The organism is Pseudonocardia sp. DSM 110487 (assembly GCF_019468565.1).
GTDB lineage: Bacteria > Actinomycetota > Actinomycetes > Mycobacteriales > Pseudonocardiaceae > Pseudonocardia.
Window position 1 is genome coordinate 9,259,074 of record NZ_CP080521.1, and the last position, 23,622, is coordinate 9,282,695.

The window sequence follows — 23,622 nt, forward strand, 5'->3', positions numbered from 1 at the left end:
CTCAGCGCTGGTCGAGGCGGTCGGGGATGAGGACGTGGAGCAGGAAGCTCACGACACCCACCACGATCGCCCCGAGGAATGCGGCGCCGAACCCGCCGACCCCGAACGGAAGGCCGAGCCCGTCCGCGATCGCGCCGACGAGCATGAAGAGCAGCGCGTTGACCACCAGTCCGATGAGGCCGAGTGTCAGCAGGTAGAACGCGCAGCCGACCGTTTTGATCAGCGGCTTCAACACGGCGTTGACGAGCCCGAAGATCAGCGCGACGCCGATCAGCGTGCCGACGCGGGTTCCGGTGGTGCCGGCCGTGTTGTCGATGCCCGGCACGATCAACGTGGCCACCCACAGGCTGACCGCGACCACGGCCACCCGGATGACGAGCGCGAGAGCGTTTGGCATCGGGATCAGTCCACCAGCGCCTGGTTGACCAGCGCGCGCAGCTGCGACCGGATCGGATAGGTGCTCGACGGGAGCAGCTGGGTGAAGAACATCGCGGTGACCTCCGCGGCCGGGTCGACGTAGAACGCGGTACTGGCGAGCCCGCCCCAGGCGAACTCGCCCTCGTGCGCGAGTGTCTTGCCCGCGGCCGCGTCCAGGACCACCGACACGCCGAGGCCGAACCCGATCCCCCGGTTCGCCGACTCCGAGGAGATCGGCCTGCCGTACAGCTCGAGGTCGGCACCGCCGGGCAGATGGTTGCGGGTCATGTAGGCGACGGTGTGCGGACCGAGCAGCCGTACGCCGTCGAGCTCGCCGCCGCGGGCGAGCATCTGGGAGAAGCGGTGGTAGTCGGCCGCCGTGGAGACCAGCCCGCCACCGCCCGACAGGAACGTCGGCTCGCGGGTGGCGTTGTCGCCGAGGGACGTGTTGCGCAGCAGCCCGCCCGCTGGGTCCGGCATGTACAGCCCGGCCAGCCGGTCGAGCTCGTCGGGCGCGACGGAGAACGCGGTGTCGTTCATGCCGAGGGGCGCGAGCACCTCCTCGGCGAAGAAGGTGTCCAGCCGCTGCCCGGACACCACCTCGACGATGCGGCCGAGCACGTCGGTGGCCACCGAGTAGTTCCACTCGGAGCCCGGCTCGAACAGCAGTGGGAGCGACGCCCACACGTCGCACGCGGCGGCGAGGTCCATCCCACGGGGAGCGCCGAACTCGAAGCCCTTCGCGCGGTAGATCTCGTCGACCGCGTGGGCGTGGTGCCAGCCGTATGTGAGCCCCGCGGTGTGGGTGAGCAGGTGCCAGATGCGCATCGGCTCGGAGGCGGGCACCGTTCCGGGGTTCGCCGCCGAGCCGGCCCGGTACACCCGCATGTCGGCGAAGGCCGGGATGTAGCGGGACACCGGGTCGGTGAGCTCGAGCAGGCCGCGTTCGTAGAGCATCAGCACGGCCACCGACGTGACCGGCTTGGTCATCGAGTAGATGCGCCAGATGGTGTCGTCACCGACCGGCCGCTGCGCCTCGACGTCGGCGAGGCCGTGGTGGGCGAGCAGCGCCACCCGGCCGCGGCGCGCGACCGCCACCGTCCAGCCGGCGAGCCTGCCCTCGTCGACGTACCGGCGGTAGTGCGAGGCGACCCGCTCCAGCCGCTGCGCGTCGAACCCGACCTCTTCGGGCTCCGCGTCCACCTTGAGCTCTGCCACGGAGCCGACAGTACCGCCGGTTGATCGCCCCCGGCCGGTGGACGGGGCAGGGTGGGGAGCGTGGAGAGCACCCTCAGCGCCGTCGTCGTCCCCGTGCCCGAAGCCGAGCCCCGCGTGGGCGCCCTGCGCGCCGCGTTGGACCCGTCCGCCGCGCTCGGCGTGCCCGCGCACGTGACGATCCTGTACCCGTTCGTCCCGCCTGCCGCCATCGACGACGGCGTGCTGGCCACGCTCGGCGAGGTGTTCGCCGCTGTGCCGGCGTTCGAGGTCGGGTTCTCGAAGGTGAGCTGGTTCGGCGAGGAGAGCATGTGGTGGGCGCCGGAGCCTGCCGAGCCGTTCGTGGCGCTGACCCGTGCGGTGTCCGCCCGGTTCGGGCTACTCCCGTACGAGGGCGCGCATGCCGGCATCACGCCCCACCTGACCATCGGGCACGGGGCGCCGATCGAGCGGCTGCGCGCCGCGGAGGCCGAGGTCGCCGCCGGGCCGCCGGTGGGCGCGACCGTGCGGACCGCCGTGCTCATGACCGGCTCGCGGGCGGCGGCGTCGTGGACGACGATGGCCGAGCTCCCGCTCGGCGAGGGATGATCCGCCTGTGGGCGGGACACGGCGGGTCGGAACGCGCGACTCGCCGCGTCGGGACGTCGCACTCGCCCGGTTGGCCGGCGACGACGAGGTGCTGCGTGCTCTGCTGCGGCGGCGGGCGGCCGGCAGCAGGGCCGACGGGAACCGGATCGCGCTGGCCGTGAGCGGCGGCGGGATGCGCGGCGCGTACGCGGGTGGGATGGTGCACGCGCTCACCGACGCCGGGCTGGCCCCGTTCTTCGACGTGGTCTACGGCAGCTCCGCGGGGGCGTTCGTCGGCGCGGGGCTGCTGCTGGGCAGCGGACACGGGTCGGCGGCGATCTTCCACGAGGACATGGCGCGCCGGGAGTTCATCGACCCGCGCCGGTTCCCGCTCCGCCCGCTGGTGTCGCTGGACCACCTGCTCGACGACGTGCTCGTCCACTCGAAACCGCTCGACTGGGATCGACTGCGGGACTCACCCGCGCCGCTGCGCGTGATCGCCACCGCGCTCGACGACCTGGCGCCGCACGTCCTCGAGCCGACTACGTCGGCGGAGTGGAAGCTCGCACTGCGGGCCACCGCGTCGATCCCACTCCTCGCAGGCCCCGCCGTCGAGCTGCACGGACGGCGCTGGATCGACGGCTCGGTCGGCGAGCCGCTGCCGGTGCTGCGCGCGCTCACCGAAGGGGCGACGCACGTCCTCGCACTGTTCACGCGGGCGGCGTCGGAACTGCGGCGCGGCGATCCGGGCGGGCCTGCCGGCTGGGCGCGCGCCCTCGACCGGCTCGCACCCGGTCTCGGCCACATGGCGCAGGAGACCCGGCGGCACGCCCCCGTGCTCGCCGTGCTCGAGGACGCCGCGCACCCCTCGCGCGACGGCGCCCACCTGCTGGCAGTGCTCCCGCAGCGCGACGAGGGGGTTCGCGGTCTCACCACCGACGTCGCCCGTGTCGAGCGGGCCGCACAGGCGGGTTACGGTGCGGTCGTCGCCGCCCTCGCCCGCGTGAGGGACCCGCGGGTCGAGTAGCGCCGGTCCTACTCGACCACCGGGAGGGCTGCTTAGGGTGGGCGGATGGACGCCGACGTCATCGTCGTGGGTGCCGGCCTCGCCGGCCTGGTGGCAACCGCCGAGCTGGCCGCGGCGGGGAAGAAGGTGCTGCTGCTCGACCAGGAGCCCGAGACCGGCCTCGGCGGGCAAGCGTTCTGGTCGTTCGGCGGGCTGTTCCTGATCGACAGCCCCGAGCAGCGCCGGATGGGGGTGCGTGACTCCGTCGACCTCGCCCTGCAGGACTGGCTCGGCACCGCCGCCTTCGACCGCGGCGTCGACGACCCGGCGGGCGAGGACTTCTGGGCCCGCCAGTGGGCCACCGCCTACGTCGACTTCGCCCACTCCGAGAAGCGCGCATGGCTGCACGGCCTGGGTGTGCGCTGGTTCCCGGTGGTCGGATGGGCCGAGCGAGGCGGCGGGCTCGCCGACGGTCACGGCAACTCGGTGCCGCGCTTCCACATCGTCTGGGGCACCGGACCCGGCCTGCTGGATCCGTTCGTTCGGCAGGTGCGCGACGCCGCGGCGCGCGGGCTCGTCGACATGCGGTTCCGGCACCGGGTCGACGGGCTGTCGGTGACCGACGGCGTGGTCGACGGCGTGCACGGCGCCGTGCTCGAACCGAGCTTCGCCCCGCGCGGCACGGCCAGTTCACGCACCGAGGTCGGCGAGTTCGCGCTGCGGGCGCAGGCCGTGATCGTCACGTCCGGCGGGATCGGCGGCGACCACGATCTCGTACGCGCGAACTGGCCGTCCAGGCTGGGCGCCGCGCCGAAGAAGATGATCTCCGGGGTGCCCGAGCACGTCGACGGGCGGATGCTGGGCATCGCCGAGGGGGCCGGCGGGCGCGTGGTCAACCGCGACCGCATGTGGCACTACACCGAAGGCATCCGCAACTGGAACCCGATCTGGGCGCGGCACGGCATCCGGATCTTGGCCGGCCCGTCGTCGCTGTGGTTCGACGCGCGCGGCCGCCGGTTCCCCGCGCCGTGCTTCCCGGGCTTCGACACCCTCGCCACCCTCAAGGCGATCACGGCCAGCGGCCACGACCACTCCTGGTTCGTGCTCACGCAGAAGATCATCGAGAAGGAGTTCGCGCTCTCTGGCTCCGAGCAGAACCCGGACCTCACGGGCAAGGACATCCGCATGGTCCTCTCCCGCGTGCGACCGGGCGCACCCGCGCCGGTGGAGGCGTTCAAGGAACACGGGGCCGACTTCGTCGTGGCCGACTCACTCCCGGAGCTGGTGGCCGGGATGAACAAGCTCACCGACGAGCCGCTGATCGACCTCGCCGAGCTGGAGGGCCAGATCCTCGCGCGTGACCGCGAGATCGAGAACCCGTTCACCAAGGACCTGCAGGTCACCGCCGTGCACGGCGCCCGGCGCTACCGCGGCGACCGGCTCGTCCGCACCGCGGCCCCGCACAGGATCCTCGATCCCGCGAACGGCCCGCTGATCGCCGTGCAGCTGCACGTGCTCACCCGCAAGACGCTCGGCGGCCTGCAGACCGACCTGTCCGGCCGGGTCCTGCGCGCCGACTCGAACCCGTTCCCCGGCCTGTACGCCGCGGGCGAGGTGGCCGGCTTCGGCGGCGGGGGCGTGCACGGCTACGCCTCCCTGGAGGGCACGTTCCTTGGCGGCTGCCTCTTCTCGGGCCGTCAGGCGGGCCGAGCGCTCTCCTTCGCCCTCTGAAGGCCCCGCGATCTTTGGAGAACCGGGGCGGGGCGGCTCAGCGCCACCGCTGGGGGTGCCGGTGTTGCCCCCGCGTCTGGCGCCAGTGCCGCCCTCTGCCGGGGTGGGCGGGTCGCGACACGGCGAGCGCCGGGTGGAGCTCGGCGAACCGGTGCGCGGCGATGCTCATCCGCACGATGCCGCGCCCGCGGCTGTCCTCGCGGAAGCCGAGGCCGCCGTGCAGCGTCCGCGACGCGACGTTCCGGCCGTGGATGCCGACCTCGCACGTCCGGTAGCGGCGTTCCCCGAACATGTGGGCGAGCAGGGCGGTGATGGCGTCGCTGGCGTAACCGCAGCGGCGGTGCTGCGGGCCGATCCCGATCCCGTAGCTGAAGCGGCCCGCGTCGGTGTCGGTCCGGACAGTCCACATCGACCCGACCAGCATCCGGCCGTGCAACGTCTCGATCGCGAACTGGATGTCGTCGTCGATCTCGGCGACGTCCGCCCGATGCGCCGCCCAGTGCTGGTACCTGGCGGTTCTCGGGACCCGGGCGGCTTCCCGATCAAATCTGATCAATGTGTGGTGGTCCGCCGGATCGATCTCGCGTAGCCGCACCTTCCGCCCCGTCAGGTCATCGGTCGGATGCAGGCGGGGCGAGCACGTGATCATCGGGAGCCGACCCTACTGGTGGGGTGGCGAGCGGCACAGCCCGGCCCGATCGGGTCAACTGCGACGATCGGCGACCGGTCGGTTCGTCCCGCTGCTCAGGCCGGCCGCGCACTTGCGCTCCGACGCGGAGGCACGTACTCCAGGATCCGGCCGAGGTCGCGGAAGCCGATCGCGCCGTAGACCCGCTCGGCCATCTCCGTCGATTGCAGGCTTGCCGTCCGGCACCCTCGGGCGCGCGCGTCGAGCAGGAGGCGGGAGGTCAGTGCCGTCGCCAACCCGCGCCTGCGGGCCGGCGGCAAGGTGGTGACGTTGTAGATCCCGCAGTCGTTGTCGTGGTCGAACGCCATCCCTGTCGCGACCGACGAGCCGTCCAGCCGGGCGACCAGTACGTGGAACGCGGTGTCATCGGCACCGGTGAGCAGCCCTGGCGGCACGTCGAGCAACCGCAGGTACTCCGACCAGTCGGCCGGCCCGAGTGCGGCATCGGACCGGGAAACCTGCAGGCCGTCGAGCGCGACACCCATCGCGCAGGTGGTCTCGTCGACGGTGTAGCCATGCCGTTCGAGATCGCGGCGCATCGCCGGGTCCTCCTCGTGCACCCAGGCGGCGAAGCGATCCACCCCGGCCGTGACGTACGCGGCCTCCATGGCCTCGATGGCCGAGGCGCGCTCTCCCGCGGGCAGGCCCCTGTCCAGAAGCGCGTTGTTGTAGACCGAGCGCTCGGGGCCACTGGGGAAGACGGCCGCGGCGATCCCCGGCAGGCGATGCAACGCCGCGCCGGTCGCCCCTCTGGCGTACTCCGCCCATGACGCGAGCAGGGTCGCGGTGCCACGACGGTAGAGCTCGTCATCGGCGAACACGGTGCGCTCCTCCGGCCTGCACGAACGGCGCTCTCGTCGGAACCTATTGAACGAGGGTGCCGTTCGTGCAACTGCTTTCGTTCGGATGCCGCCAGGTGGCGGACGGCACAGCGACATCGCGCCGGGTTAACACCGGCGTCACGAGTGGGTGAGCGGACAGAAACGCGCGCTTTCGAGACTCCGGAGCATGCCGGAGCAGACCACCGAGGTAGCGCAGCGCGCACCGATCTACCGCTCGCTGTTCTTCCAGCTGGCCGTCGCGATCGTGGCCGGCATCGTCGTGGGCTGGACGGTGCCCGACCTCGGCGCCGCCCTGAAGCCGCTCGCCGACGGTTTCATCACCCTCATCAAGATGGTGATCGCGCCGATCGTGTTCTGCACGGTCGTGATCGGGATCGCGCACGTCGGCGACCTCGGGTCGGTGGGGCGCATCGGGATCAAGGCGCTCATCTGGTTCGAGGCCATCACGACGTTCGCGCTGCTGTTCGGGCTGGTCGTGGGCAACCTCGTCCGGCCGGGCGCCGGCTTCGACATCGACCCGGAGACCCTCGCAACCGGCGCCGACGCCGTCGCCCAGAAGACCAGCAACGGCGAGCTGCCGCACACCGTGGAGTTCCTGCTCGGGATCATCCCGACGTCGGCGGTGTCGGCCTTCGCGGAGAACCACCTGCTGCAGGTGCTGTTCTTCGCGGTGCTGTTCGGGCTCGCGCTCGCCAAGGTCGGCGAGAAGGCGCCGCCGATCGTGTTCGGGTTCATCGAGCAGATCAGCGAGGTCTTCTTCACGATCGTCGGCTGGATCATGAAGCTGGCGCCGCTGGCCGCGTTCGGCGCGATGGGTTACATCATCGGCCAGTACGGGATCGCGTCGCTCGGCAACTACGCCCTGCTCATCGCCTGCTGCTACCTGGCCGCGGTGCTGTTCATCGGGGTGCTGGCCGCCGCGTCGTGGCTCTTCGCGGGGGTCAACCTGTGGAAGTTCGTCCGCTACATCAAGGACGAGCTGTTCCTCGCACTGGGAACGGCGTCCACCGAGGTCGTGCTGCCGCGGATCATGGTCAAGCTGACTCACGCGGGCGCCTCCCGCGCCACCACCGGGCTCGTGGTCCCCACCGGCTACTCGTTCAACCTGGACGGCGCCACGCTCTACCTCGCGATCTGCGTGCTGTTCCTCTCCCAGGCCCTCGGCGTGGACCTGAGCCTCGGCGAGCAGATCACAGCACTGCTCGTCCTGATGCTCACCTCGAAGGGCATGGCCGGCGTCCCCGGCTCGTCGTTCCTCGCGCTGTCGGCCACCGTGGCCGCGATCGGCCACGGCGCGATCCCGGTGGCCGCGGTGGCGCTGCTGCTCGGGGCCGACCGGATCATGGACTCGATGCGGGTCTCGGTGAACCTGCTCGGCAACTGCGTCGCGACGTTCGTGGTGGCGAACTGGGAAGGTCAGCTCGACAAGCAGCGCATGCGGGACGTGCTCGGCGGCAAGGAGGTCGCTCCGCCGGTCGGGCCGGCGGCACCGGAGGCGAAGGCCGCCGCCGAGGTCGAGCCTGTGCGGAGCTGATCGAGCGCCAGGACGTTCAGGAACCTTCCCCATCGAAGAACGGCGCGAGCACGGCCACCAGCTCCTCCGGCGCCTCCTCGGGGACGAAGTGGCCGCCCGGCACACGAGCCGCCGTGACGTCGTCGGCCCACGCGGCCCAGACGTCGGGGGCGTCCGCCAGCTGGGTCTCGTCCGCGCCGGTGACGACGAGGAGCGGCGCGGTGATCCGGCGTCCCGCCTCGCGGTCGGCGGCGTCGTGCGCGCGGTCGAGGTGGAAGCTGGCGCGGTAGTCGCCGCACATCGCCGCGATCGTGTCCGGGGTGGCCGCGGCGAGGTACTCGGCCCGCTGCTGTGGGTCGATCGCGCCGGGGCGGCTCGTCCAGGTGTCGAACACGTGGTCCAGCAGCGCGGCCGGGTCGGCACCGAGCAGCCGCTCGGGGAACGGCGCGGGCTGCGCCAGCAGGAACCACGGCCAGTACCCCAGCGACGGCCCGCCGCCCATCCGCGCGAACTGGTCGAACGTCGGAACGACGTTCAGCACCGCCATCCGGTCGACCCGCGGATGGTCGAGGCCCATCCGGTAGGCGACGCGCGCGCCGCGGTCGTGCCCCACCACGGCGAACCGCTCGTGGCCCAGCCGCGCCATCAGCTCGACGAGCTCCCCCGCCATCTCGCGCTTGGTGTAGCCCTCGCCCCGCGGCCCACCCGCCGGCGCGCGGGACGCGCCGTATCCGCGCAGGTCGGGGGCCACGACGGTGTGCTTCCGGGCCAGCGCGGGCGCGACGCCGGACCAGCACGCGTGCGTCTGCGGGAATCCGTGCAGCAGCAGGAGCGGCGGCCCGTGGCCGCCCACGGTGACGGCGTACTCGGCTTCGCCGACGGTGACCCGCCCGTCCTCGAACCCATCCCACGGCACCCGGCCGATCCTGCCGCGCGACGCCGGATCGGGCGACCTAGGCGCGACGCACCCGCTTCTGGTGACGCTCTCCCGCGCCCGCCGTTGTCAGGCGCGGGTGGCCATGGCCGTCAGGTGGGCGTCGATCCGCGACAGGACGGCGGAGAGCACTTCCAGGGTGCCGTTCAGGTCGCCGGGGCGCTCAAGGGAGTGATCGGCTCCCGGCACCTCGAAGACGACCGCGCCGGTGGCTGCGGCCGCGGCGCCGTCCCAGTACGGGTCGGCGGTGCCCCCGATCAGCAGCGTGGACGCCGCCGCGCGCGCAGCGGCCCTGCGCACGTCCTCGATCCCCAGCAGCGGGGTGAGCCAGATACCCGGCACACCGCGCGCGGCGGCGGCCGGCAGTGCGAGCGAGCCGAGCGACTTGCCGACGACGAGGTCCCGCGCCGGGTCGGCGGTGGCGAGCACCTCCCCCGCGAACGCGGCGACCGCGACTTGGTCGGCGGGGTCGAGCCCGGGCACCTTGTCCCAGTCGACCGTCCGGACCGCCCACCCGCGGCCGCGCAACAGCAGGCGCGCGTAGTAGAGCAGCGGCGCCTGCGGGCCGTATCCGCGTCCCGGCAGCAGCGTGGCAACGGGTGCGCCGGGTGTGGCGCGCTCGGTCTCGACGGCTGCCATGAGCCGAGGGTGACACAGCCGCGGCGCCCTGGACAGGGAGATCACCTACCGTCGGGCGAGTGGCTCCCCGGCGCGCACGGACCGCTGTCTCGGTCGTCTTCCTCGTGTGCGGGGCGGCCTTCGCCACGTGGGCGGCCCGCGTCCCGGCCGCACAGGAGCGGCTCGGCCTCACCGAGGGTGAGCTGGCCATCGGCCTGTTCGGGCTGGCCGCGGGGTCGGTGCTCGCGCTCGTCGGTGCGGGCGCGCTCGTCACGCTGATCGGCAGCAAACGGACCAGCATCGTCGGCGCCACGGTCCTGTGCGCCGGGCTACCCGCCGTCGCGGCAGCCCCGGACCTTGCGCTCTTCGTCGCCGCCCTCGCCGTGCTCGGCGCCGGCAACAGCCTGCTCGACGTCGCCATGAACGCCCACGCCGCCCGTGTCGAGGACGCGTACGGGCGCCCGATCTTCGCCGGGTTCCACGCGTTCTGGAACATCGGCGGCCTCGCAGGCTCCGGCGTCGCCGCCGCACTGGCGGCCGCCGACGTGCCGATCGGCGTGCACTTCCCGATCGCGGCCGCCGTCCTGGTCGGCGCGGCGCTCGCCGCGACGGCCGCGTTCCTCCCCGGCACCGACCCCGGCTCGGACGGACCCGCCTTCTCGCTCCCGAGCCGCGCCCTCGTGCCGCTCGGCGTGATCGCGTTCTGCGGGTTCCTCGCGGAGGGAACGGTCAACGACTGGAGCGCGGTGCTCCTGACCAGCGGCTCGGGCGCGTCGGAGTCCGTCGCGTCGCTGGGCTACTTCGCGTTCTCCATCGCGATGATCGGCATCCGGCTGGTGGCGGACCGGCTCGTCTCCCGCGCGGGTGCCGTACCGGTCACGCGGGTGGCGGCCGCGGTCACGGTCGTGGGCTTCGCGGTCGTGGTCGTCGCCCCGGTGCCTGCGGTGGGCGTCGCCGGGTTCGCGGTGGTCGGCCTGGGTGTCGCGGCGATCGTGCCGGTGGCGTGGAGCGTGGCCGCGCAGAAGGAGCCGCAGGCGCCGGGGCGGGCGATCGCAGCGGTGGCGACCTGCGGCTACCTGGGCTTCCTCGTCGGGCCGGTCCTCGTCGGCGCCCTCGCGTCCGCGATCGGCCTCGCCGGTGCGGTCGCCGTGGCCGGGGCGGCGGCGCTCGTGGTGCTCCTCCTCGCACCGTCGCTGCGGGTCGCTGCGAGACTCCCCGGATGACGATCAGCGCGGACCGGCGGGTCTGCTTCATCGGCGACTCGTACGTCGCGGGTGTCGGCGATCCCGAGCACAGGGGATGGGTCGGCCGGGTCGTTGCGGGATGGCCCGTCACGGCCTACAACCTGGGGGTCCGCCGCGACACGACCGAGGACGTCCGGAAGCGCCTGCCTGCGGAGACGGGGGTGCGCTGGGTCGTGGGCTGCGACAACCGCCTCGTCGTCTCGTTCGGGGTGAACGACACCACCGAGGTCGACGGCGCCGTCCGCGTCGCGCCCGAACGGAGCGTGGCCAATCTGCGCGGCATCGCCGACGACATGGCGGCACAGGGCGTCCCGCTGCTCGTGATCGGTCCGGCGCCGGTGGCCGACGCCGAGCAGAACGACCGGATCGAGGAGCTCGACGCTCTCTTCGACGAGGCCGTGTTCCCGTACGTGAGCGTGTTCGGCGCGCTCGCGGTCGAGCGCGACTGGATGCGCGCGGTCACCCTCGGCGACGGCGCCCACCCCGGCGCGGAGGGCTACGCCCTGCTCGCCGAGCTCGTGCTGCCCGCATGGGAAGACTGGCTCCGCTAGAGCGCGAGCTTCATGCCCTCGTGGGACGCCACGAACCCGAGGCGCTCGTAGAACCGGTGGGCGTCGGTGCGGCGCTTGTCGGTGGTGAGCTGGACGAGCGCGCAGCCGCGGCGCCGCGCCTCGTCGATCGCCCAGCCGATCATCCATGCGCCCAACCCGCGGCTGCGGACGTCCTCGTGCACCCGGACCGCCTCGATCTGCGCCCGCATCGCTCCCCGCCGCGCGAGGCCGGGGATGAAGCTGAGCTGCATCGTGCCGACCACGCGGGTGGTGTCGTCGGCGACGAGGAGCAGGTGCGCCGGATCGGCCGTGATCGCGTCGAACGCCACCCGGTACGGCGCCAGATCGTCCGCCGCCTCGCGGTGGACGCCCAGCTGGTCGGCGGCGAGCAGCGCCACGACTGCGGGCAGGTCGGCGGGCACCGCCTGCCGGAGCGTGAAGGCGCCGTCGAGCGTCGCGAAATCCTCCATGGAACCAGTTTGATCGAGTCCCCTGTCTCTCGGACAATTCGGGCATGATCGACTGCGGCCTGACGAACCGGGTGGTGCTCGTGACCGGCGGCAGCGGCGGGATCGGCGCGGCGGTGTGCCGGGCGTTCGCGCGCCAGGGTGCGCGCGTCGCCGTGCACCACCTCGCCGCGGAGCCCGCGGCGCCGTCCGGCACGCAGTGGGAGCACATCACCCCGCCGACCCGCGCGGCCGAGGCGCTCGCCGACGAGCTGGGCGGCGCCGCCGTCGCAGCCGACCTGAGCGCGCCCGACGCCGCCCACCGGCTGCTGGACGACGTCGAGAAGGCGCTCGGCCCGGTCGCCGTGCTCGTGAACAACGCGGCGCACTGCGAGAACCCGGACGGGATCGACGACCTCACCGCCGACGGCCTCGAACGCAACTACCGCGTCAACGCCATCGCCCCGGCGCTCCTCACCAGCGAGCTGGCGCGCCGGGCCACGCCGGACGGACCCCCGTGCATCGTGAACATCACGACCGACGCCGCCCGCGCCTTCCCCGGCCAGATCGGCTACGGCACGTCGAAGGCGGCCCTCGAAGCGCTGACGCGGGCGAGCGCGCTCGACCTCGGCCCCCGCGGGATCCGCGTGAACGCGGTGGCGCCGGGGCCGGTGCAGACCGGGTGGATGAGCTCGGACCTGGTCGCCCAGGTCGAGCCGATGGTGCCGCTGCGCCGGGTCGGGGAGCCCGCGGACATCGCCGACGCCGCGGTGTTCCTCGCGTCGCACCAGGCGCGTTGGATCACGGGGCAGGTGCTGCAGGTCGCGGGTGGCCACGCCCTCTGATCGTTCCGAGGCGCACATCAGTGCCCCGGTGAGGGCGAGGACGCGCGACTCGCACCGATCACGCCTGGTTGATCGTTCCGAGAACTGCGCCGGCGTCCCTCGGACATCGCGTGGATCACGGGCTGGATCCTCGTTGCCCGGCGGGCGCACCGAGTGCTCTGATGTGCGCATGTCGTGCGTGCAGTGCTGGTGGTGGTCGCCTCTCCGGCGACCGTGACCGCTGCACCGTGCTCGGCCGCCCATGAACGGCCGCCGAGCACGCCCCACCTTCCCGATCGCGCGAGGCGGCCATGATCCGGAAGGACTTCCGATGCCCCGCCTCTTCCCGACCGTGCTCTCCGCCCTGCTCCGCGGCGAGGACCTGCCCGCGGCGCTCACCGAGCAGGTGATGGACGAGATCGTCTCCGACGCCGCGACGCCGGCGCAGATCGCGGCCTTCGCCGTGCTGCTGCGGGCCAAGGGCGAGACCGCGGACGAGATCGCAGGCCTCGTCGCCTCGTTGATGCGCCACGGCACGCCGGTGCCGATCGAGGGCCGAGCCGTGGACGTCGTCGGGACCGGCGGCGACGGCGCCGACACCGTGAACGTCTCGACGATGGCCGCGCTGGTGGTGGCCGGCACGGGGCGGCGGGTGGTCAAGCACGGGGCGCGCAGCGCGTCGTCGGCCTGCGGCACCGCCGACGTCCTGGAGGAGCTCGGGGTGCGGATCGATCAGCCCGCGGACGGGGTCGCCCGGAGCGTCGCGACCGCCGGGATCGGCTTCTGCTTCGCGCCGGTCTTCCAGCCGGGCCTGCGCCACACGTCCGTACCGCGCCGCCAGATCGGGGTTCCCACCGTGTTCAACCTGCTCGGACCGCTGATCAATCCGGCGCGCCCGCCCGCGTCGCTGATCGGGTGTGCCGACGCGGCGAAGGCGCCGCTGCTCGCGCAGGTGTTCGCCGACCGGGGCGCCACGGCTCTCGTCGTCCGCGGCGACGACGGCCTCGACGAGCTCACGACGACGACCACGTCCACGATGTGGATCGCGAACGGCGACGGGGTCGAGCGGGTTCGGATCGACCCCGCAACGCTCGGCATCCCGCGCGCCCCGGAAGGCGCCCTGCACGGCGGCGACCGCGTGCACAACGCTGCGGTCGTCCGCACCGTCCTCGGCGGGCGACCCGGGCCGGTCCGCGACGCCGTGCTGCTCAACGCGGCGGCCGCGATCGTCGCCCACGACGCCGCAACGCTCGACGCCTTCCCCGAAGCGCTCGCCGAAGCCGCCGAGTCCATCGACTCGGGCGCCGCCGCCCGCACCCTCGACGCGTGGGTCAACGCAGATGGATCAGCCCCGCGTCCGTCGGTCGAAAGCCGCACGCGGTGAAGTAGAAGTCCCGCAGCCGGGGCTCGAAATCGACGTGCAACCACTCGCAGCCCGCGGCACGCGCGTGCGCCACCGCCATGCGGACGACCGCCGTCCCGATACCGCGACGCTGGTGCAATGGGGTCGCGCCATGCGTACGAGATCATCCCGTCAGCCTCGCCGAGCGAGCTCCCTCAGTCGCGGGTTTTGATCCGCTTCATCGTCTGGTGCGACACGACCCGCGACACCGCGGGCAGCCCGAGCAGCCTCATGTGGTGCTGCTCGTACGCCGCGTGGTCGGCGACGAGGACCCGCAGGAAGTAGTCGGGCCTGCCGAACATCCGGCGGAACTCGACCACCTCCTCGAACCCCGCCACGGTGGCCTCGAAGTCCCGCAGCGTGCCGAGGTCGGTGACGTTGATCTCCACCGAGACGATCACCTCGAAGCTGCGGCCCGTGGCCACCGGGTCGATCGTGGCCCGGTACCCGGAGATGACGCCGGCCTCCTCCAGCCGCTTCACCCGTCGCAGGCACGGCGGCGGCGTCAACCCGACCCGGCGCGCCAGCTCGACGTTGCTCAACCGGCCGTCGTGCTCGAGTTGGAACAATATTTCACGATCGATGGTGTCAAGGCGATAAGGCTTGCGCACTCACTCAGAATAGCGCCATAAATGGAAACCACCTTGCGCACGGATCGACATATCGTTTCAGCATGACGGCCCGACGGGTGCTGAACGAGCTTCTCCCGGTCGGATTCGCGGTCGCCGCGATGGGGCTCGCGTTCGGGGTACTGGTCGCGCGGTCCGGCCTGCCGTGGTGGTGGGCCACGATCTTCGCCTCGGTGATCTTCGCGGGCTCGCTGGAGTTCCTCCTGCTGGGCCTGGTCACGGCGGTCGCGCCGCTCGGCCAGGTCGCGGCCGCCGCGTTCCTGGTCAACTTCCGGCACGTCTTCTACGCGATGTCCTTCCCGCTGCACCGCGTACCGGGCGTCGCGGCCAAGGCCTACAGCACGTTCGCTCTCACCGACGAGGCATACGCCCTGACCGCCCGCCCGGATGCGCAGCACTGGAGCAGGGCGCGGATCCTCGGACTACAGGCCTTCGTGCACGCCTTCTGGGCCGGCAGCGTGACGCTCGGAGCGCTCGGCGGAACCCTGATCCCGCCCGAGGTGAAGGGCCTCGACTTCGCCGTCACCGCGCTCTTCCTCGTGCTCGGGATCGACGCCTTCCGCGCCCGCCGCGACGTCCCCGCGGTCGTCGTCGCGATCGCCTGCGCGCTGGTCGGTCATGCCGTGTTCGGCGAACAGATGCTCGTGGCGGCGATGGCGATGTTCACCCTGTTCCTGCTCGCCAGGTACGCGGCCCGCGGTGCCTGACGCCGCCTATCTGACCTCGGTCGTGGCCATCGCCGCCGCCGTGACGTGGACGCTGCGCGCGTTGCCCTTCGCCCTGCTCGCGCCGCTGCGCGCCAGCAAGGTGGTGCCCTATCTCGCCGCGAGCATGCCCGCCGGGGTGATGGCGATCCTGGTGATCCACACCCTGCGGGACGTGCCGCCCTACGGCGCCGCCGTCGGGATCGCGCTCGCCGCCACGGTGGCGCTGCACGTCTGGCGGCGCAACGTCGTGCTCAGCATCGCCGGCGGCACCGCCGTCCACGTGGTCCTCGCCAGCCTCGTGTTCACCGGCTGACACGCTGTCCACGCGCCACAGGCCGCGGCGGAACGGCCGATCCCGCGTGCGCGGGGGCGCGGGCCACGCGGTCGGCTCGGGCTTGGGCGGACAGCAGCGCGGGCTTGCACACTCGCACGATCCAGCGGTACCGCGGCGACGACGAAGGCACTCCCACCCCGTAGCCACGCACCCAACGTCCGCTCACGCATCTCCCTTCAGCTCACGCCGCCCATCGGCCGCTTGACAATAGGCAGGTAAATACCTGCATAATCCTCGTGTGAGCGACGGGCCCGCAGAGATGGACCAGGTCTTCAAGGCGCTGGCCGACCACACCAGGCGGCTGCTACTGGACCGCTTGAGGGAGCAGAACGGTCAGACACTGCGGGAGCTGTGCGAGCGCCTGAACATGGCGCGCCAGTCGGCCACGCAGCACATCGACCTCCTCGTGCGGGCCAACCTCGTCACCGTCGTACGACGGGGGCGGGAGCGGCTGCACTACCTCAACCCCGTACCGATCCACGAGATCGAGGAGCGCTGGATCTCGGGATTCGACAAGGCCCGCTTGCGAGCGATCAGCGCCATCAAGATCGAAGCAGAGGAGTACGCCATGGCCGAGGAATCCGTCCCGACCTACGTCTACGTGACCTACATCCGCGCCACTGCGAAGCAGGTGTGGCAGGCGTTGACAGACGCCGACCTCACGGCGCGCTACTGGGGCCACGCCAACGTCTCCGACTGGCAGCCGGGCTCGTCATGGGAACACCGGCGCGTCGACGGGTCAGGCGCGGTCGACGTCGTCGGCAAGGTGCTCGAGAGCGAGCCCCCGACGCGTCTGGTGATCACCTTCGAGGACTCGCCCGACGAGGACCGCGAGGCCTCGGTCGTCACCTTCCTCGTCGAACCGCACCAGGACATCGTCCGCCTCACCGTGACCCACGAGAACCTCCCGAACCTCGCGATGCTGAACGGGATCTCGTCCGGCTGGCCCGCCGTGCTGGCGAACCTGAAGTCGCTGCTCGAGACCGGCGACGTCCTTCCGCAAGCGCCATGGGAGATGTCTCCCGCCCACACCTGACAGGGAGTACCGATGGACACCACCCCGCTCCGAGACGCCTACCGCACACTGCTGGAGGCCGCCGCCACGGTGGCCGAGTCCGGCGACCCGAACACCCCGCCGTCCGGCGGGTGGAACGCCGAGCAGATCCTGGCGCACGTCGCCATCGTCACCGCCACCACGATCACCGCCGCCTCCCGCGTCGCCTCGGGAGAGAACGCGACGTACGACAACCGCATCGCGCAGGACGCCTGGACCATCGGCCGCGTCATCGCACGGGCCGGTGGCAGCGCCGGTCTCCGGGAGCGTATCCGCGTGCAGGGAGAGACCCTCTGCGCGCTCGCGCCTTCGCTGAGCCAGGCCGAGCTCGACACACCCCTTCCCACCGTGCTCGTGTCCAACGACAAGGTGCTGGTCGAGAAGCCCATGCCGTTGAGGGATCTCGTCATGGGGCTCGCCGACGCCGAGCTGCCCGGCCACACGAGGCAGCTCCTGGCCCGATTGCCGGGACGGTAGGCATGGGTGCAGTCACGATCGTCCTCGTCCACAGCCCATTCGTCGGCCCCGGCAGCTGGAGCGCCGTCGGCGAGGAGCTGCGGCGCGGCGGGCGGAGCGTCGCGGTGCCGTCGCTGGTCGACGCCCTGACGAACCCGTCGCCGCTCCACTCCGCCCTGGCCGGCGCCGTGGCGGACGCCGTGCCCGGGCCCGCGATCCTCGTCGTGCACAGCGGCGCAGGTCCCCTGGTACCCGCGGTGGTCGACCTGGCGCCTGCGCAGATCGAGAACGTGATCTTCGTCGACGCCACGCTTCCGCACCCCGGCCGGAGATGGGTCGACACCGTGCCCGCAGAGTTGGCCGGGCAGCTGACGGGCAGGGTCGGCCCCGACGGGCTACTGCCGAGGTGGCACGAGTGGTTCCCGCCGGAGGCCATGGCCGAGCTCGTGCCCGCCGAGCGGGCGCGCGTCGAGTTCTGCGCGGACGTGCCGCGCGTGCCACTCCGGTACCTGGAGGAGATCGCCCCGGGCTCGGACGCCTGGCAGGACTTGCGGTGCGGCTACGTACAGCTCTCGGCGGCGTACGAGGACGCAGCCGTGGAGGCCGGCCGGGCGGGATGGCCGGTGGCCCGCGTGGACGGACACCACCTCAGCGGGGTCACGGACCCCGCGGTGGTCGCGGCCGCGATCGCGCGGATGTCGGACGCGCTGTAGCGGATCATCGTTTCGGGTGTCCATTGCGGTCGCCGCGACCATGAAGACCCGAACAGCGCGGCAGGGGCGACGTCCGGGGAGGTATCGGATCATCGGTCCACATTGCTTCGTCGGGCAATCCGGGGACAGCGCCTTGATCGCCGCCCCGACGCCGCTCAGCCGAGCCGCGCCAGGTTCACGGAGTCCGGCCGCATGGTTGTGGCGACGGCGGGACGCCCCGATACTGCGATCACCGGGCGTCGGAACCAGCGCGAGGAGCAGACCGCAGTGCCATGTCTGTACCTCGAGCCGAGCACCGACGGCCCGGCATCGCGGGACTGGTCGACCGCTCTGATCCTCGCCGAGGATCGCTCGATGGGCCGCGTGACCGGTGCTCTCGCGGTGCTGTTGGCGCTCGCCGCCGTCCTCGCGGTGGCGCTGCCCACGACGGTGGGAAACGTCGGCGCCGTCGTTGTGCTCGGGCTGCTCGGTGCGATCGGGGCGTCCACCCTGCTGACCGCGCGGCGCAGGAACGGTTGCTCGCTCAGCCGTGGCGCCGCCGCCCGGCCACGGTCGCGGCTGCGGGCGAGATCGCGGCCTTCGACCGGGTGATCGTGTTCGACGAGGATCGGTCGCTGATGCTGCGCGGAACGCTGCCCGACGTCCCGAGCCTGCTCCTGCACCATCAGGAGCTGTTCCTCGTCGGCCCGGACGAGAAGGGCCGCGCTCTGATCCGGGTCGCCGGCCTGTGCCAGATCTTCCCGATGAAGGTCGACGCCCGCGAAGCGCGGCCGAAGGAACGTGAGCCGGGCCTGCCCGGCCACCCACCGCACGCCCGCGGGTTCCGGCGCCTCCGCCGAGGCGCACACGGCTGGCTGTACGCGGTGGCCACAGGCGCGGTCGGCGCGGTCGTGATGCTGCTCGGCCTGTGGCCGCTGTCGCCCCTCGCGCTGGTCGTCGGCGGCGTGCTGCTCACGCTCGCCGCCCTGACGACTCCGGCCGCGGTGCAGCTCAGCCGCTACTACTCCCAGGCGACCGCCGCCGCGGACGCGGCGACCGGGTGGACGTCGCTGCCGATCACGCTGTTCCCGTGGGAGCCCACCAACGTCGTCGCGGGCCTGGTCCAGCTGCCGGGCCGCACGGTCCTCATCCAGTTCCCACTGCCGAACCTCGACGTGATCGCCAACATCGCGGACACCGGCACGATCTGGATCTGGGGCAACCCGGCCGATGTGGTCGCGGTCGGTGCGCCCCAGCTGCCCGTGCTCACGGTCGGCGTACTGCAGGCCGACCGGGACAAGCCACCCGAGGAGCCCCAGCCGTGGCTGCTGCGCGGCAACGACCCGGGGCTGCGCGAGATCCCCGCTCTGCGCCGTTGAGGCACGACGGGAAGCCCGGTGAAAATCACCCGTGCGCGGATCTCAACCCGACCAGATCCGCGCTGAGGTTCCACAGCCGCTCGCAGCGGGCCTCGTCGGTCGTGTGCGGTGCGGTGCCCACCGCCCGACGTCGCACGTAATACCGGCCGGTCACGCCCTCCACGTCGGGCGCGGTGGCCAGCCACGCGGGAGTGTCGGCGCCGGCGTCCGGCCCGGCCGAGAACGGGCTGAACGCCGCACCGAGCAGCCGGACCGGCCGGCTCGCCTGCCGGCCGAGACCAGTGCCCCTGATGATCCCGGGGTGGGCGCCGTTGACGGTGATGCCGGTGCCGCGCAGGCGCCGCGCCAGTGCGTATCCGAACATCGCGTTCATGTTCTTGGTGCGGGCGTAGGTCATGAAGTCCCGCAGCGGCCCGCCGCCGCCGTCGGCCAGATCGTCCAGGTTCACCGGGACGCGGGCCAGCCCTCGCGGGTCCCCGCCGACGATGACATACCGGGCCGGTTTCCGGTCCTGCGCCTCGGCGAGCGAGCGCAACAGCAGGTAGGGCGCCAGGTGATTGGTGACCAACGTGCGCTGCAGCCCCTCCGGCGTGCGCTCGTCGACCGGCGCAACCACCGCTGCGTTGCTCACCACGACGTCAGGCGGCGGCTGCGCGGTCAGCCGCGCGGCCAGGTCCCGCACCTCGGCGAGCAGGGACAGGTCGGCCTTCTCGGTGGGCAGGTCCGCGCCGGGGACCTCTGCGTCGATCCGGCCCCGCGCCCGGTCGAGACGGCCGGCGTCCCGCCCGACGAGGACCACGGTCATACCCGCGGCCGCCAATCGGCAGGCGATGACCTCGCCGATGCCGGACGTCGCCCCCGTCACGATCGCTTTCGGCATGCTCCCCTCCAGCCTGGTTGACAACGTCAACCTAGACGGTTTAGGTTGACAGCGTCAACCGAGCCGACCGCATGGAGCTCGGCCATCAGCAGAGATCAAGTGTGGCTGGCGTCGCAGAAGATCCGCGCGTTCCTATCTCGCGTCGACGAGGGCCGTGGCGAGCGTGGCGAGGAAGTGCGGCAATACGTCCGGATCGGGCGCGTGGTCCGGGTTGATCTCGGTGAGCACGAGCCCGGCGAATCGAGGGCTGGACGCGAAGACGGCCAGGCTTGCGGCCAACTCGTCCAGCCGCAACCCGATCGGGTCGCCGCCCGAGTCGGGGACATCGGCCAGCGGCGTGTCCGCGAAGGACAAGACGTCCGCATCGCAGTGGATCACGAATGGCGCCCCCGCTATCGCACGCAGGGCGCGCCCCGCCGCACGCACAGGGTCGGCATGGACCTCATCGGCGTGCAGATGCGTCACGCCGAGCTCGCCGAGCAGACGCAGCTCGATGTCGCCCTCGGGCAGGGTGTGCCCGTAGGCGACGACATCGCGTGCCGCCAGCAACGGCACGGTCTTGCCCACGCCTGCGACCTCCGAGACGTGACCTGGTATCGCCAGCAGGTGAGCCAGGACCATCGCGTCGAGATTGCCGTTCGGCCTGGTGCCCGGCGTGTACAGGTCGGGACCGCCGTCGACGTAGAGCAGGGCGGGTCGAATGCCGTGCTGGACGAAGCCTGCGACCACCCCGATGGTGATCGAACAATCACCTCCCACCACCAGTGGGCGCTGTCCGCTGGACAAGATCCGGACCACGCCGGCCGCGGTATCGGTAGCGACGCGCGACACCGCGGCGACGTTCTTCGCGTTGGGCCGTTCGAGGTCTGGTCGCCATCGAAACGCCGACACATCGCCATGGTCCTCCGCACCACCGGGCAGCAGGTCGATCACGCCCGCATCGCGGATCGCCGCCGGCGCCTTCTCCAACCCCGGCGTGTGTGCCCCAGCGCTCGACGGCGCACCGAGCAGCCCCCACCGAGCAGTCATGCCGCCAGGTTCACACAGCCCTCCGACAAGGACGGCGCCGCTCTGGCTGCCCGTGCCGCTCAAACCGAGGCGGGCCATGGATCCACGACCAGGCTCGGCCATTCCTGCTGCCATCGCCGGGCCTTCGTCTCGTAGACCTCACGGGGCGCCAGCCGCGGATTCGGGCGCACCCGCTTCGCGAACAGGTCTGCGTAGCCGTGAGGCGCATAGTCGACCAGCTCCCCGTTCATCAACCGGGAGACGCCGAAGCAGCATGTCGTCGAGGCGAAGTGGTCGATCGCATCTTGGGAGCTGGAGAATCGCACACCCGGGACGCCGAAGCGCGACTCGTACCAGAGGTGCACGCGCGCCTCGTTGCGGACCTCCACCGTGACGCCCAAGTCAGCGAACAGGCTCTCGGCGTGGTTGATCACCGCGTCCTCGGCCTCATAGGTGAGGTCCGATGCGTCGTAGTAGAACAGGTCGTAGTCCGCGATCCCGGCGCCTGGGTTGCGCCCGTCCAGCACGTTCCACACGGTCTGGAACACCGCCCCGGCGGTCAGCCACCAGTCCGGGACACCGAGCATCGGCCCGCGGCCGAGGATCGCCACGTTGATCGGGTTTTGCTGGACGAGATCGAGGAAGTACGCACGCTGGTGCACGGCCAGCAGTCTTGACCGGAGGACCGACAGGCAACGCCGGCGCGCCCGCTCTGGCGCCGCTTCGGCTCCGACCGGCCCTCACGGTCCTGGTCGCCGCTTCCAGATCGCCTCCCACTGCGACCAGTGGCCTCGGCTGGGTGGGGTCCGATGCGTGGTGTGCAGTCGCGGGGCGAGCAGTTCGGTGAACCGGCCTGCAACCAGGGCGCTGAGCTCGGCAGCGGTGAAGAAGTGGATGTCCAGTCCCGCCTTGGGCCCGGCTTCGTAGCGGATGGTGTAGCCGCCGTCGACGGCCTCCTCGATCCGATCGTGGTCGTACTCGATATCGGTGTCGGTGGCGTTGACCCGCACGCAAAGCAGGCCGCCGGCAACGACGCGCTCCGCGGCGGCCAGCAGGTGCTGATGCGCCAGACGGCGGGCGCCATGCTGGAAAACCTGGATACCGATGACCAGCTCGTAACGGGCTCGGGCCGGAAGCGCAGCGAGGTCGCCGACGATCAGCTTGTCGGCTCGGTCGGGTCGTCGCCGGCGGAGCTGGCTGATCGCCTCGGTGGAGACGTCCAGGCCGGTGAGGTCCAGGCCTGCATCGAGCATTGGCAGCAGGTTGCGCCCGTTGCCGCAGCCGATGTAAACGCCGCTGGCTAGCCGTTCGCTCGTGGCGGTGGCGAGGATGTCGTCGACGAAGTCGACCGGTGGTTCGTCGCGGTATCGACCGTGGGTGTGCTCGGCGTCCCAGGCAGAGGCTGCGTTACCGATCATCGTGTCGATCGTATTCGGTCGCGTCAGGGAGAGAGCGATCATGTTCACGCGGCATCGCCGATGCCCAGTTCCTCAGTCGCTCAGCGCTGCCGCAGCCGCTCCAGCCACCCATGGCCAGGATCCTGCCGCTCGATCGCGGCCCGGAGCCAGTTCCGCTCGGGCAGGCCGAGGACGGGGAGCGCGGTGTCGAAGTCGATGAGGTCCTTCGGGCGAGGCGACCCGGCCTTGTAGTACAGCTGCACCTGAGGCGCGAGATACGGGATACCAACCGCTGTGTGGCGGACAGCGAGGCCAAGCGGCAGGCGGACGCCTGGATCGCGCCGGGAGACCCAGTCCATCCCGTCGGATTCGTCGATCATGAGCTGGATCCGCCACAGTGCGGCAGCGTTGGGGCGGCACCACACGTCGTGCACCTCCCGCGGGAGGACTTCGCCGCACACCCATGGCCGCAAGGTCCCCGGCGGGTCGGCGGCCCACAGCTCCCAACCGAGAAGAACGGCATGGGCGGCAACGTGGTCGGTGCGTAGCACGCCGATGTCGATATCCGCGTGATCACGAATCGGACGGCCCACCGCCAGCTCGATCGCCACCCCGCCCGCCACCCACCACGGCCCGGGATGCCGCGCGAATGCCGCAGCGACCTCCTCGACACTCGCCGGCTCCCACCGGCTCAGATCCGCGCCCATCGGAATCAGACTGCCCGACTCGGGAATCATCGGCGTTGGGGGCTGACAGCTGCACGTGGCGTGGCGCTCGTAACTCGACCAGCTGTCCTCGGACGTGTTCGGTGCTGCGACGAATATCAACCCTGGCGCGGGTCCCGCTGTCGCGGATGGATGATCCGCGGCCGCGCTGGGCTGTGGCGGTGTTCAGTCCAGCTGGACAAACGGCACCCGTGGATATGGCACGCGGGTGGCCAACGGACACGCCGCCTCAGCCGCTGCGAGCCGGACACCACCGGACACACGAGAACGGCCCCCGACCCGCGTTTCCGCATGTCGGGGGCCATCTACCCGGGTGTGGCAGGTGAAGGATTCGAACCTTCGTAGGCTAAGCCGACGGATTTA

General features: G+C 71.9%; 29 protein-coding genes. 15 read left to right on the forward strand and 14 right to left on the reverse strand.

What is annotated here, in order from left to right; genetic code table 11:
• Window position 1: 1 nt before the first annotated feature.
• Both K1T35_RS43630 and K1T35_RS43635 read right to left on the reverse strand, forming a co-directional pair.
• Window positions 2-397, reverse strand: coding sequence for a phage holin family protein (locus tag K1T35_RS43630; RefSeq protein ID WP_220257503.1), 396 nt, complete (start codon window positions 395-397; stop codon window positions 2-4).
• A 5-nt stretch (window positions 398-402) separates the two neighbouring features.
• Entirely contained in the window at window positions 403-1,635 is a 1,233-nt protein-coding gene (locus K1T35_RS43635) for a serine hydrolase (RefSeq protein WP_220257504.1), read from the reverse strand.
• A gap of 60 nt (window positions 1,636-1,695) precedes the next feature.
• Between K1T35_RS43635 and K1T35_RS43640 the strand changes: the two genes are divergently transcribed.
• From K1T35_RS43640 to K1T35_RS43650, 3 genes are read left to right on the forward strand one after another with little or no spacing between them, the layout of a single operon-like run.
• The gene (locus K1T35_RS43640; protein ID WP_220257505.1) at window positions 1,696-2,220 is read left to right on the forward strand and encodes a 2'-5' RNA ligase family protein; all 525 of its coding nucleotides are present in this window, start codon (window positions 1,696-1,698) and stop codon (window positions 2,218-2,220) included.
• A gap of 7 nt (window positions 2,221-2,227) precedes the next feature.
• Window positions 2,228-3,226: a patatin family protein gene (locus tag K1T35_RS43645; RefSeq protein WP_220257506.1), complete on the forward strand. Its 999-nt coding sequence runs from the start codon at window positions 2,228-2,230 to the stop codon at window positions 3,224-3,226.
• Window positions 3,227-3,271: 45 nt separating this feature from the next.
• Complete coding sequence (locus tag K1T35_RS43650; RefSeq protein WP_220257507.1) at window positions 3,272-4,936, forward strand: FAD-binding dehydrogenase; 1,665 nt, start codon at window positions 3,272-3,274, stop codon at window positions 4,934-4,936.
• A 37-nt stretch (window positions 4,937-4,973) separates the two neighbouring features.
• On the opposite strand, the gene K1T35_RS43655 is transcribed toward K1T35_RS43650, so the two are convergent.
• Together K1T35_RS43655 and K1T35_RS43660 are read right to left on the reverse strand one after the other, a co-directional pair.
• Window positions 4,974-5,585 carry a GNAT family N-acetyltransferase gene (locus tag K1T35_RS43655; protein ID WP_220257508.1) on the reverse strand — a complete coding sequence of 204 codons (612 nt, stop codon included), beginning with the start codon at window positions 5,583-5,585 and terminating at the stop codon, window positions 4,974-4,976.
• A 95-nt stretch (window positions 5,586-5,680) separates the two neighbouring features.
• Window positions 5,681-6,445 carry a GNAT family N-acetyltransferase gene (locus K1T35_RS43660; RefSeq protein ID WP_220257509.1) on the reverse strand — a complete coding sequence of 255 codons (765 nt, stop codon included), beginning with the start codon at window positions 6,443-6,445 and terminating at the stop codon, window positions 5,681-5,683.
• A gap of 187 nt (window positions 6,446-6,632) precedes the next feature.
• Between K1T35_RS43660 and dctA the strand changes: the two genes are divergently transcribed.
• Entirely contained in the window at window positions 6,633-8,000 is a 1,368-nt protein-coding gene (gene dctA, locus K1T35_RS43665) for a C4-dicarboxylate transporter DctA (RefSeq protein ID WP_220257510.1), read from the forward strand.
• Between the two features lie 16 nt (window positions 8,001-8,016).
• Here dctA and K1T35_RS43670 read toward each other — a convergent pair whose 3' ends face one another.
• Both K1T35_RS43670 and K1T35_RS43675 read right to left on the reverse strand, forming a co-directional pair.
• The gene (locus K1T35_RS43670) at window positions 8,017-8,895 is read right to left on the reverse strand and encodes an alpha/beta fold hydrolase (protein WP_220257511.1); all 879 of its coding nucleotides are present in this window, start codon (window positions 8,893-8,895) and stop codon (window positions 8,017-8,019) included.
• Between the two features lie 87 nt (window positions 8,896-8,982).
• On the reverse strand, window positions 8,983-9,552 hold the full coding sequence (locus K1T35_RS43675; protein WP_220257512.1) for a hypothetical protein: 570 nt from the start codon (window positions 9,550-9,552) through the stop codon (window positions 8,983-8,985).
• A 59-nt stretch (window positions 9,553-9,611) separates the two neighbouring features.
• Between K1T35_RS43675 and K1T35_RS43680 the strand changes: the two genes are divergently transcribed.
• Both K1T35_RS43680 and K1T35_RS43685 read left to right on the forward strand, forming a co-directional pair.
• Window positions 9,612-10,754: an MFS transporter gene (locus K1T35_RS43680; protein ID WP_220257513.1), complete on the forward strand. Its 1,143-nt coding sequence runs from the start codon at window positions 9,612-9,614 to the stop codon at window positions 10,752-10,754.
• The gene (locus tag K1T35_RS43685; protein ID WP_220257514.1) at window positions 10,751-11,326 is read left to right on the forward strand and encodes a GDSL-type esterase/lipase family protein; all 576 of its coding nucleotides are present in this window, start codon (window positions 10,751-10,753) and stop codon (window positions 11,324-11,326) included. Before K1T35_RS43680 ends, K1T35_RS43685 begins: the two co-directional genes overlap by 4 nt.
• Here K1T35_RS43685 and K1T35_RS43690 read toward each other — a convergent pair.
• Entirely contained in the window at window positions 11,323-11,796 is a 474-nt protein-coding gene (locus K1T35_RS43690) for a GNAT family N-acetyltransferase (protein ID WP_220257515.1), read from the reverse strand. The two genes, K1T35_RS43685 and K1T35_RS43690, sit on opposite strands and share 4 nt — an antisense overlap.
• A 44-nt stretch (window positions 11,797-11,840) precedes the next feature.
• Here K1T35_RS43690 and K1T35_RS43695 point away from each other — a divergent pair, with 44 nt between their 5' ends.
• Together K1T35_RS43695 and trpD are read left to right on the forward strand one after the other, a co-directional pair.
• A complete protein-coding gene (locus K1T35_RS43695) occupies window positions 11,841-12,617 on the forward strand; it encodes an SDR family NAD(P)-dependent oxidoreductase (protein WP_220257516.1) in 777 nt (258 codons plus the stop codon).
• 310 nt (window positions 12,618-12,927) lie between these two features.
• A complete protein-coding gene (gene trpD, locus K1T35_RS43700; RefSeq protein WP_220257517.1) occupies window positions 12,928-13,980 on the forward strand; it encodes an anthranilate phosphoribosyltransferase in 1,053 nt (350 codons plus the stop codon).
• Here the strand turns inward: trpD and K1T35_RS43705 are convergent.
• Both K1T35_RS43705 and K1T35_RS43710 read right to left on the reverse strand, forming a co-directional pair.
• The gene (locus tag K1T35_RS43705; RefSeq protein WP_255621323.1) at window positions 13,928-14,059 is read right to left on the reverse strand and encodes a hypothetical protein; all 132 of its coding nucleotides are present in this window, start codon (window positions 14,057-14,059) and stop codon (window positions 13,928-13,930) included. The genes trpD and K1T35_RS43705 overlap by 53 nt on opposite strands.
• Window positions 14,060-14,153: 94 nt before the next feature.
• A complete protein-coding gene (locus tag K1T35_RS43710) occupies window positions 14,154-14,609 on the reverse strand; it encodes an Lrp/AsnC family transcriptional regulator (protein WP_220257518.1) in 456 nt (151 codons plus the stop codon).
• Window positions 14,610-14,671: 62 nt separating this feature from the next.
• On the opposite strand from K1T35_RS43710, the gene K1T35_RS43715 reads away from it, so the two are divergent.
• From K1T35_RS43715 to K1T35_RS43745, 7 genes are all read left to right on the forward strand, one after another.
• A complete protein-coding gene (locus tag K1T35_RS43715; RefSeq protein ID WP_220257519.1) occupies window positions 14,672-15,334 on the forward strand; it encodes an AzlC family ABC transporter permease in 663 nt (220 codons plus the stop codon).
• Entirely contained in the window at window positions 15,327-15,647 is a 321-nt protein-coding gene (locus K1T35_RS43720; RefSeq protein ID WP_220257520.1) for a branched-chain amino acid transporter permease, read from the forward strand. The genes K1T35_RS43715 and K1T35_RS43720 overlap by 8 nt, the downstream gene beginning before the upstream one ends.
• Window positions 15,648-15,927: 280 nt before the next feature.
• Window positions 15,928-16,704, forward strand: coding sequence for an SRPBCC domain-containing protein (locus tag K1T35_RS43725; RefSeq protein ID WP_220263232.1), 777 nt, complete (start codon window positions 15,928-15,930; stop codon window positions 16,702-16,704).
• 12 nt (window positions 16,705-16,716) lie between these two features.
• Window positions 16,717-17,199, forward strand: coding sequence for a DinB family protein (locus K1T35_RS43730; protein WP_220257521.1), 483 nt, complete (start codon window positions 16,717-16,719; stop codon window positions 17,197-17,199).
• 2 nt (window positions 17,200-17,201) lie between these two features.
• Entirely contained in the window at window positions 17,202-17,891 is a 690-nt protein-coding gene (locus tag K1T35_RS43735; RefSeq protein ID WP_220257522.1) for an alpha/beta hydrolase, read from the forward strand.
• 192 nt (window positions 17,892-18,083) lie between these two features.
• Complete coding sequence (locus K1T35_RS43740) at window positions 18,084-18,482, forward strand: hypothetical protein (RefSeq protein ID WP_220257523.1); 399 nt, start codon at window positions 18,084-18,086, stop codon at window positions 18,480-18,482.
• On the forward strand, window positions 18,407-19,249 hold the full coding sequence (locus K1T35_RS43745) for a hypothetical protein (protein WP_220257524.1): 843 nt from the start codon (window positions 18,407-18,409) through the stop codon (window positions 19,247-19,249). The genes K1T35_RS43740 and K1T35_RS43745 overlap by 76 nt, the downstream gene beginning before the upstream one ends.
• A 25-nt stretch (window positions 19,250-19,274) precedes the next feature.
• Here K1T35_RS43745 and K1T35_RS43750 read toward each other — a convergent pair whose 3' ends face one another.
• The 5 genes from K1T35_RS43750 to K1T35_RS43770 all read right to left on the reverse strand — a co-directional run bounded on the left by K1T35_RS43750 (window position 19,275) and on the right by K1T35_RS43770 (window position 23,241).
• A complete protein-coding gene (locus tag K1T35_RS43750; protein WP_220257525.1) occupies window positions 19,275-20,129 on the reverse strand; it encodes an SDR family NAD(P)-dependent oxidoreductase in 855 nt (284 codons plus the stop codon).
• A 132-nt stretch (window positions 20,130-20,261) separates the two neighbouring features.
• The gene (locus tag K1T35_RS43755; RefSeq protein ID WP_220257526.1) at window positions 20,262-21,158 is read right to left on the reverse strand and encodes an arginase family protein; all 897 of its coding nucleotides are present in this window, start codon (window positions 21,156-21,158) and stop codon (window positions 20,262-20,264) included.
• Window positions 21,159-21,217: 59 nt separating this feature from the next.
• The gene (locus tag K1T35_RS43760) at window positions 21,218-21,799 is read right to left on the reverse strand and encodes a nucleotidyltransferase family protein (RefSeq protein WP_255621324.1); all 582 of its coding nucleotides are present in this window, start codon (window positions 21,797-21,799) and stop codon (window positions 21,218-21,220) included.
• A 78-nt stretch (window positions 21,800-21,877) separates the two neighbouring features.
• A complete protein-coding gene (locus K1T35_RS43765) occupies window positions 21,878-22,597 on the reverse strand; it encodes a bifunctional 2-polyprenyl-6-hydroxyphenol methylase/3-demethylubiquinol 3-O-methyltransferase UbiG (protein ID WP_255622771.1) in 720 nt (239 codons plus the stop codon).
• A gap of 38 nt (window positions 22,598-22,635) precedes the next feature.
• Window positions 22,636-23,241 carry an amino acid transporter gene (locus K1T35_RS43770; RefSeq protein ID WP_220257528.1) on the reverse strand — a complete coding sequence of 202 codons (606 nt, stop codon included), beginning with the start codon at window positions 23,239-23,241 and terminating at the stop codon, window positions 22,636-22,638.
• Window positions 23,242-23,622: the final 381 nt, after the last annotated feature.

Coding starts and splice junctions, on each gene's coding strand:
- K1T35_RS43750 (WP_220257525.1), bottom strand. CDS start 20,129: ATGCCGAAAGCGATCGTGACGGGGGCGACGTCCGGCATCGGCGAGGTC.
- K1T35_RS43650 (WP_220257507.1), top strand. CDS start 3,272: ATGGACGCCGACGTCATCGTCGTGGGTGCCGGCCTCGCCGGCCTGGTG.
- K1T35_RS43725 (WP_220263232.1), top strand. CDS start 15,928: ATGGACCAGGTCTTCAAGGCGCTGGCCGACCACACCAGGCGGCTGCTA.
- K1T35_RS43695 (WP_220257516.1), top strand. CDS start 11,841: ATGATCGACTGCGGCCTGACGAACCGGGTGGTGCTCGTGACCGGCGGC.
- trpD (WP_220257517.1), top strand. CDS start 12,928: ATGCCCCGCCTCTTCCCGACCGTGCTCTCCGCCCTGCTCCGCGGCGAG.
- K1T35_RS43655 (WP_220257508.1), bottom strand. CDS start 5,585: ATGATCACGTGCTCGCCCCGCCTGCATCCGACCGATGACCTGACGGGG.
- K1T35_RS43730 (WP_220257521.1), top strand. CDS start 16,717: ATGGACACCACCCCGCTCCGAGACGCCTACCGCACACTGCTGGAGGCC.
- K1T35_RS43740 (WP_220257523.1), top strand. CDS start 18,084: ATGGTTGTGGCGACGGCGGGACGCCCCGATACTGCGATCACCGGGCGT.
- K1T35_RS43715 (WP_220257519.1), top strand. CDS start 14,672: ATGACGGCCCGACGGGTGCTGAACGAGCTTCTCCCGGTCGGATTCGCG.
- K1T35_RS43770 (WP_220257528.1), bottom strand. CDS start 23,241: ATGGGCGCGGATCTGAGCCGGTGGGAGCCGGCGAGTGTCGAGGAGGTC.
- K1T35_RS43690 (WP_220257515.1), bottom strand. CDS start 11,796: ATGGAGGATTTCGCGACGCTCGACGGCGCCTTCACGCTCCGGCAGGCG.
- K1T35_RS43675 (WP_220257512.1), bottom strand. CDS start 9,552: ATGGCAGCCGTCGAGACCGAGCGCGCCACACCCGGCGCACCCGTTGCC.
- K1T35_RS43705 (WP_255621323.1), bottom strand. CDS start 14,059: ATGGCGGTGGCGCACGCGCGTGCCGCGGGCTGCGAGTGGTTGCACGTC.
- K1T35_RS43755 (WP_220257526.1), bottom strand. CDS start 21,158: ATGACTGCTCGGTGGGGGCTGCTCGGTGCGCCGTCGAGCGCTGGGGCA.
- K1T35_RS43685 (WP_220257514.1), top strand. CDS start 10,751: ATGACGATCAGCGCGGACCGGCGGGTCTGCTTCATCGGCGACTCGTAC.
- K1T35_RS43630 (WP_220257503.1), bottom strand. CDS start 397: ATGCCAAACGCTCTCGCGCTCGTCATCCGGGTGGCCGTGGTCGCGGTC.
- K1T35_RS43765 (WP_255622771.1), bottom strand. CDS start 22,597: ATGATCGCTCTCTCCCTGACGCGACCGAATACGATCGACACGATGATC.
- dctA (WP_220257510.1), top strand. CDS start 6,633: ATGCCGGAGCAGACCACCGAGGTAGCGCAGCGCGCACCGATCTACCGC.
- K1T35_RS43735 (WP_220257522.1), top strand. CDS start 17,202: ATGGGTGCAGTCACGATCGTCCTCGTCCACAGCCCATTCGTCGGCCCC.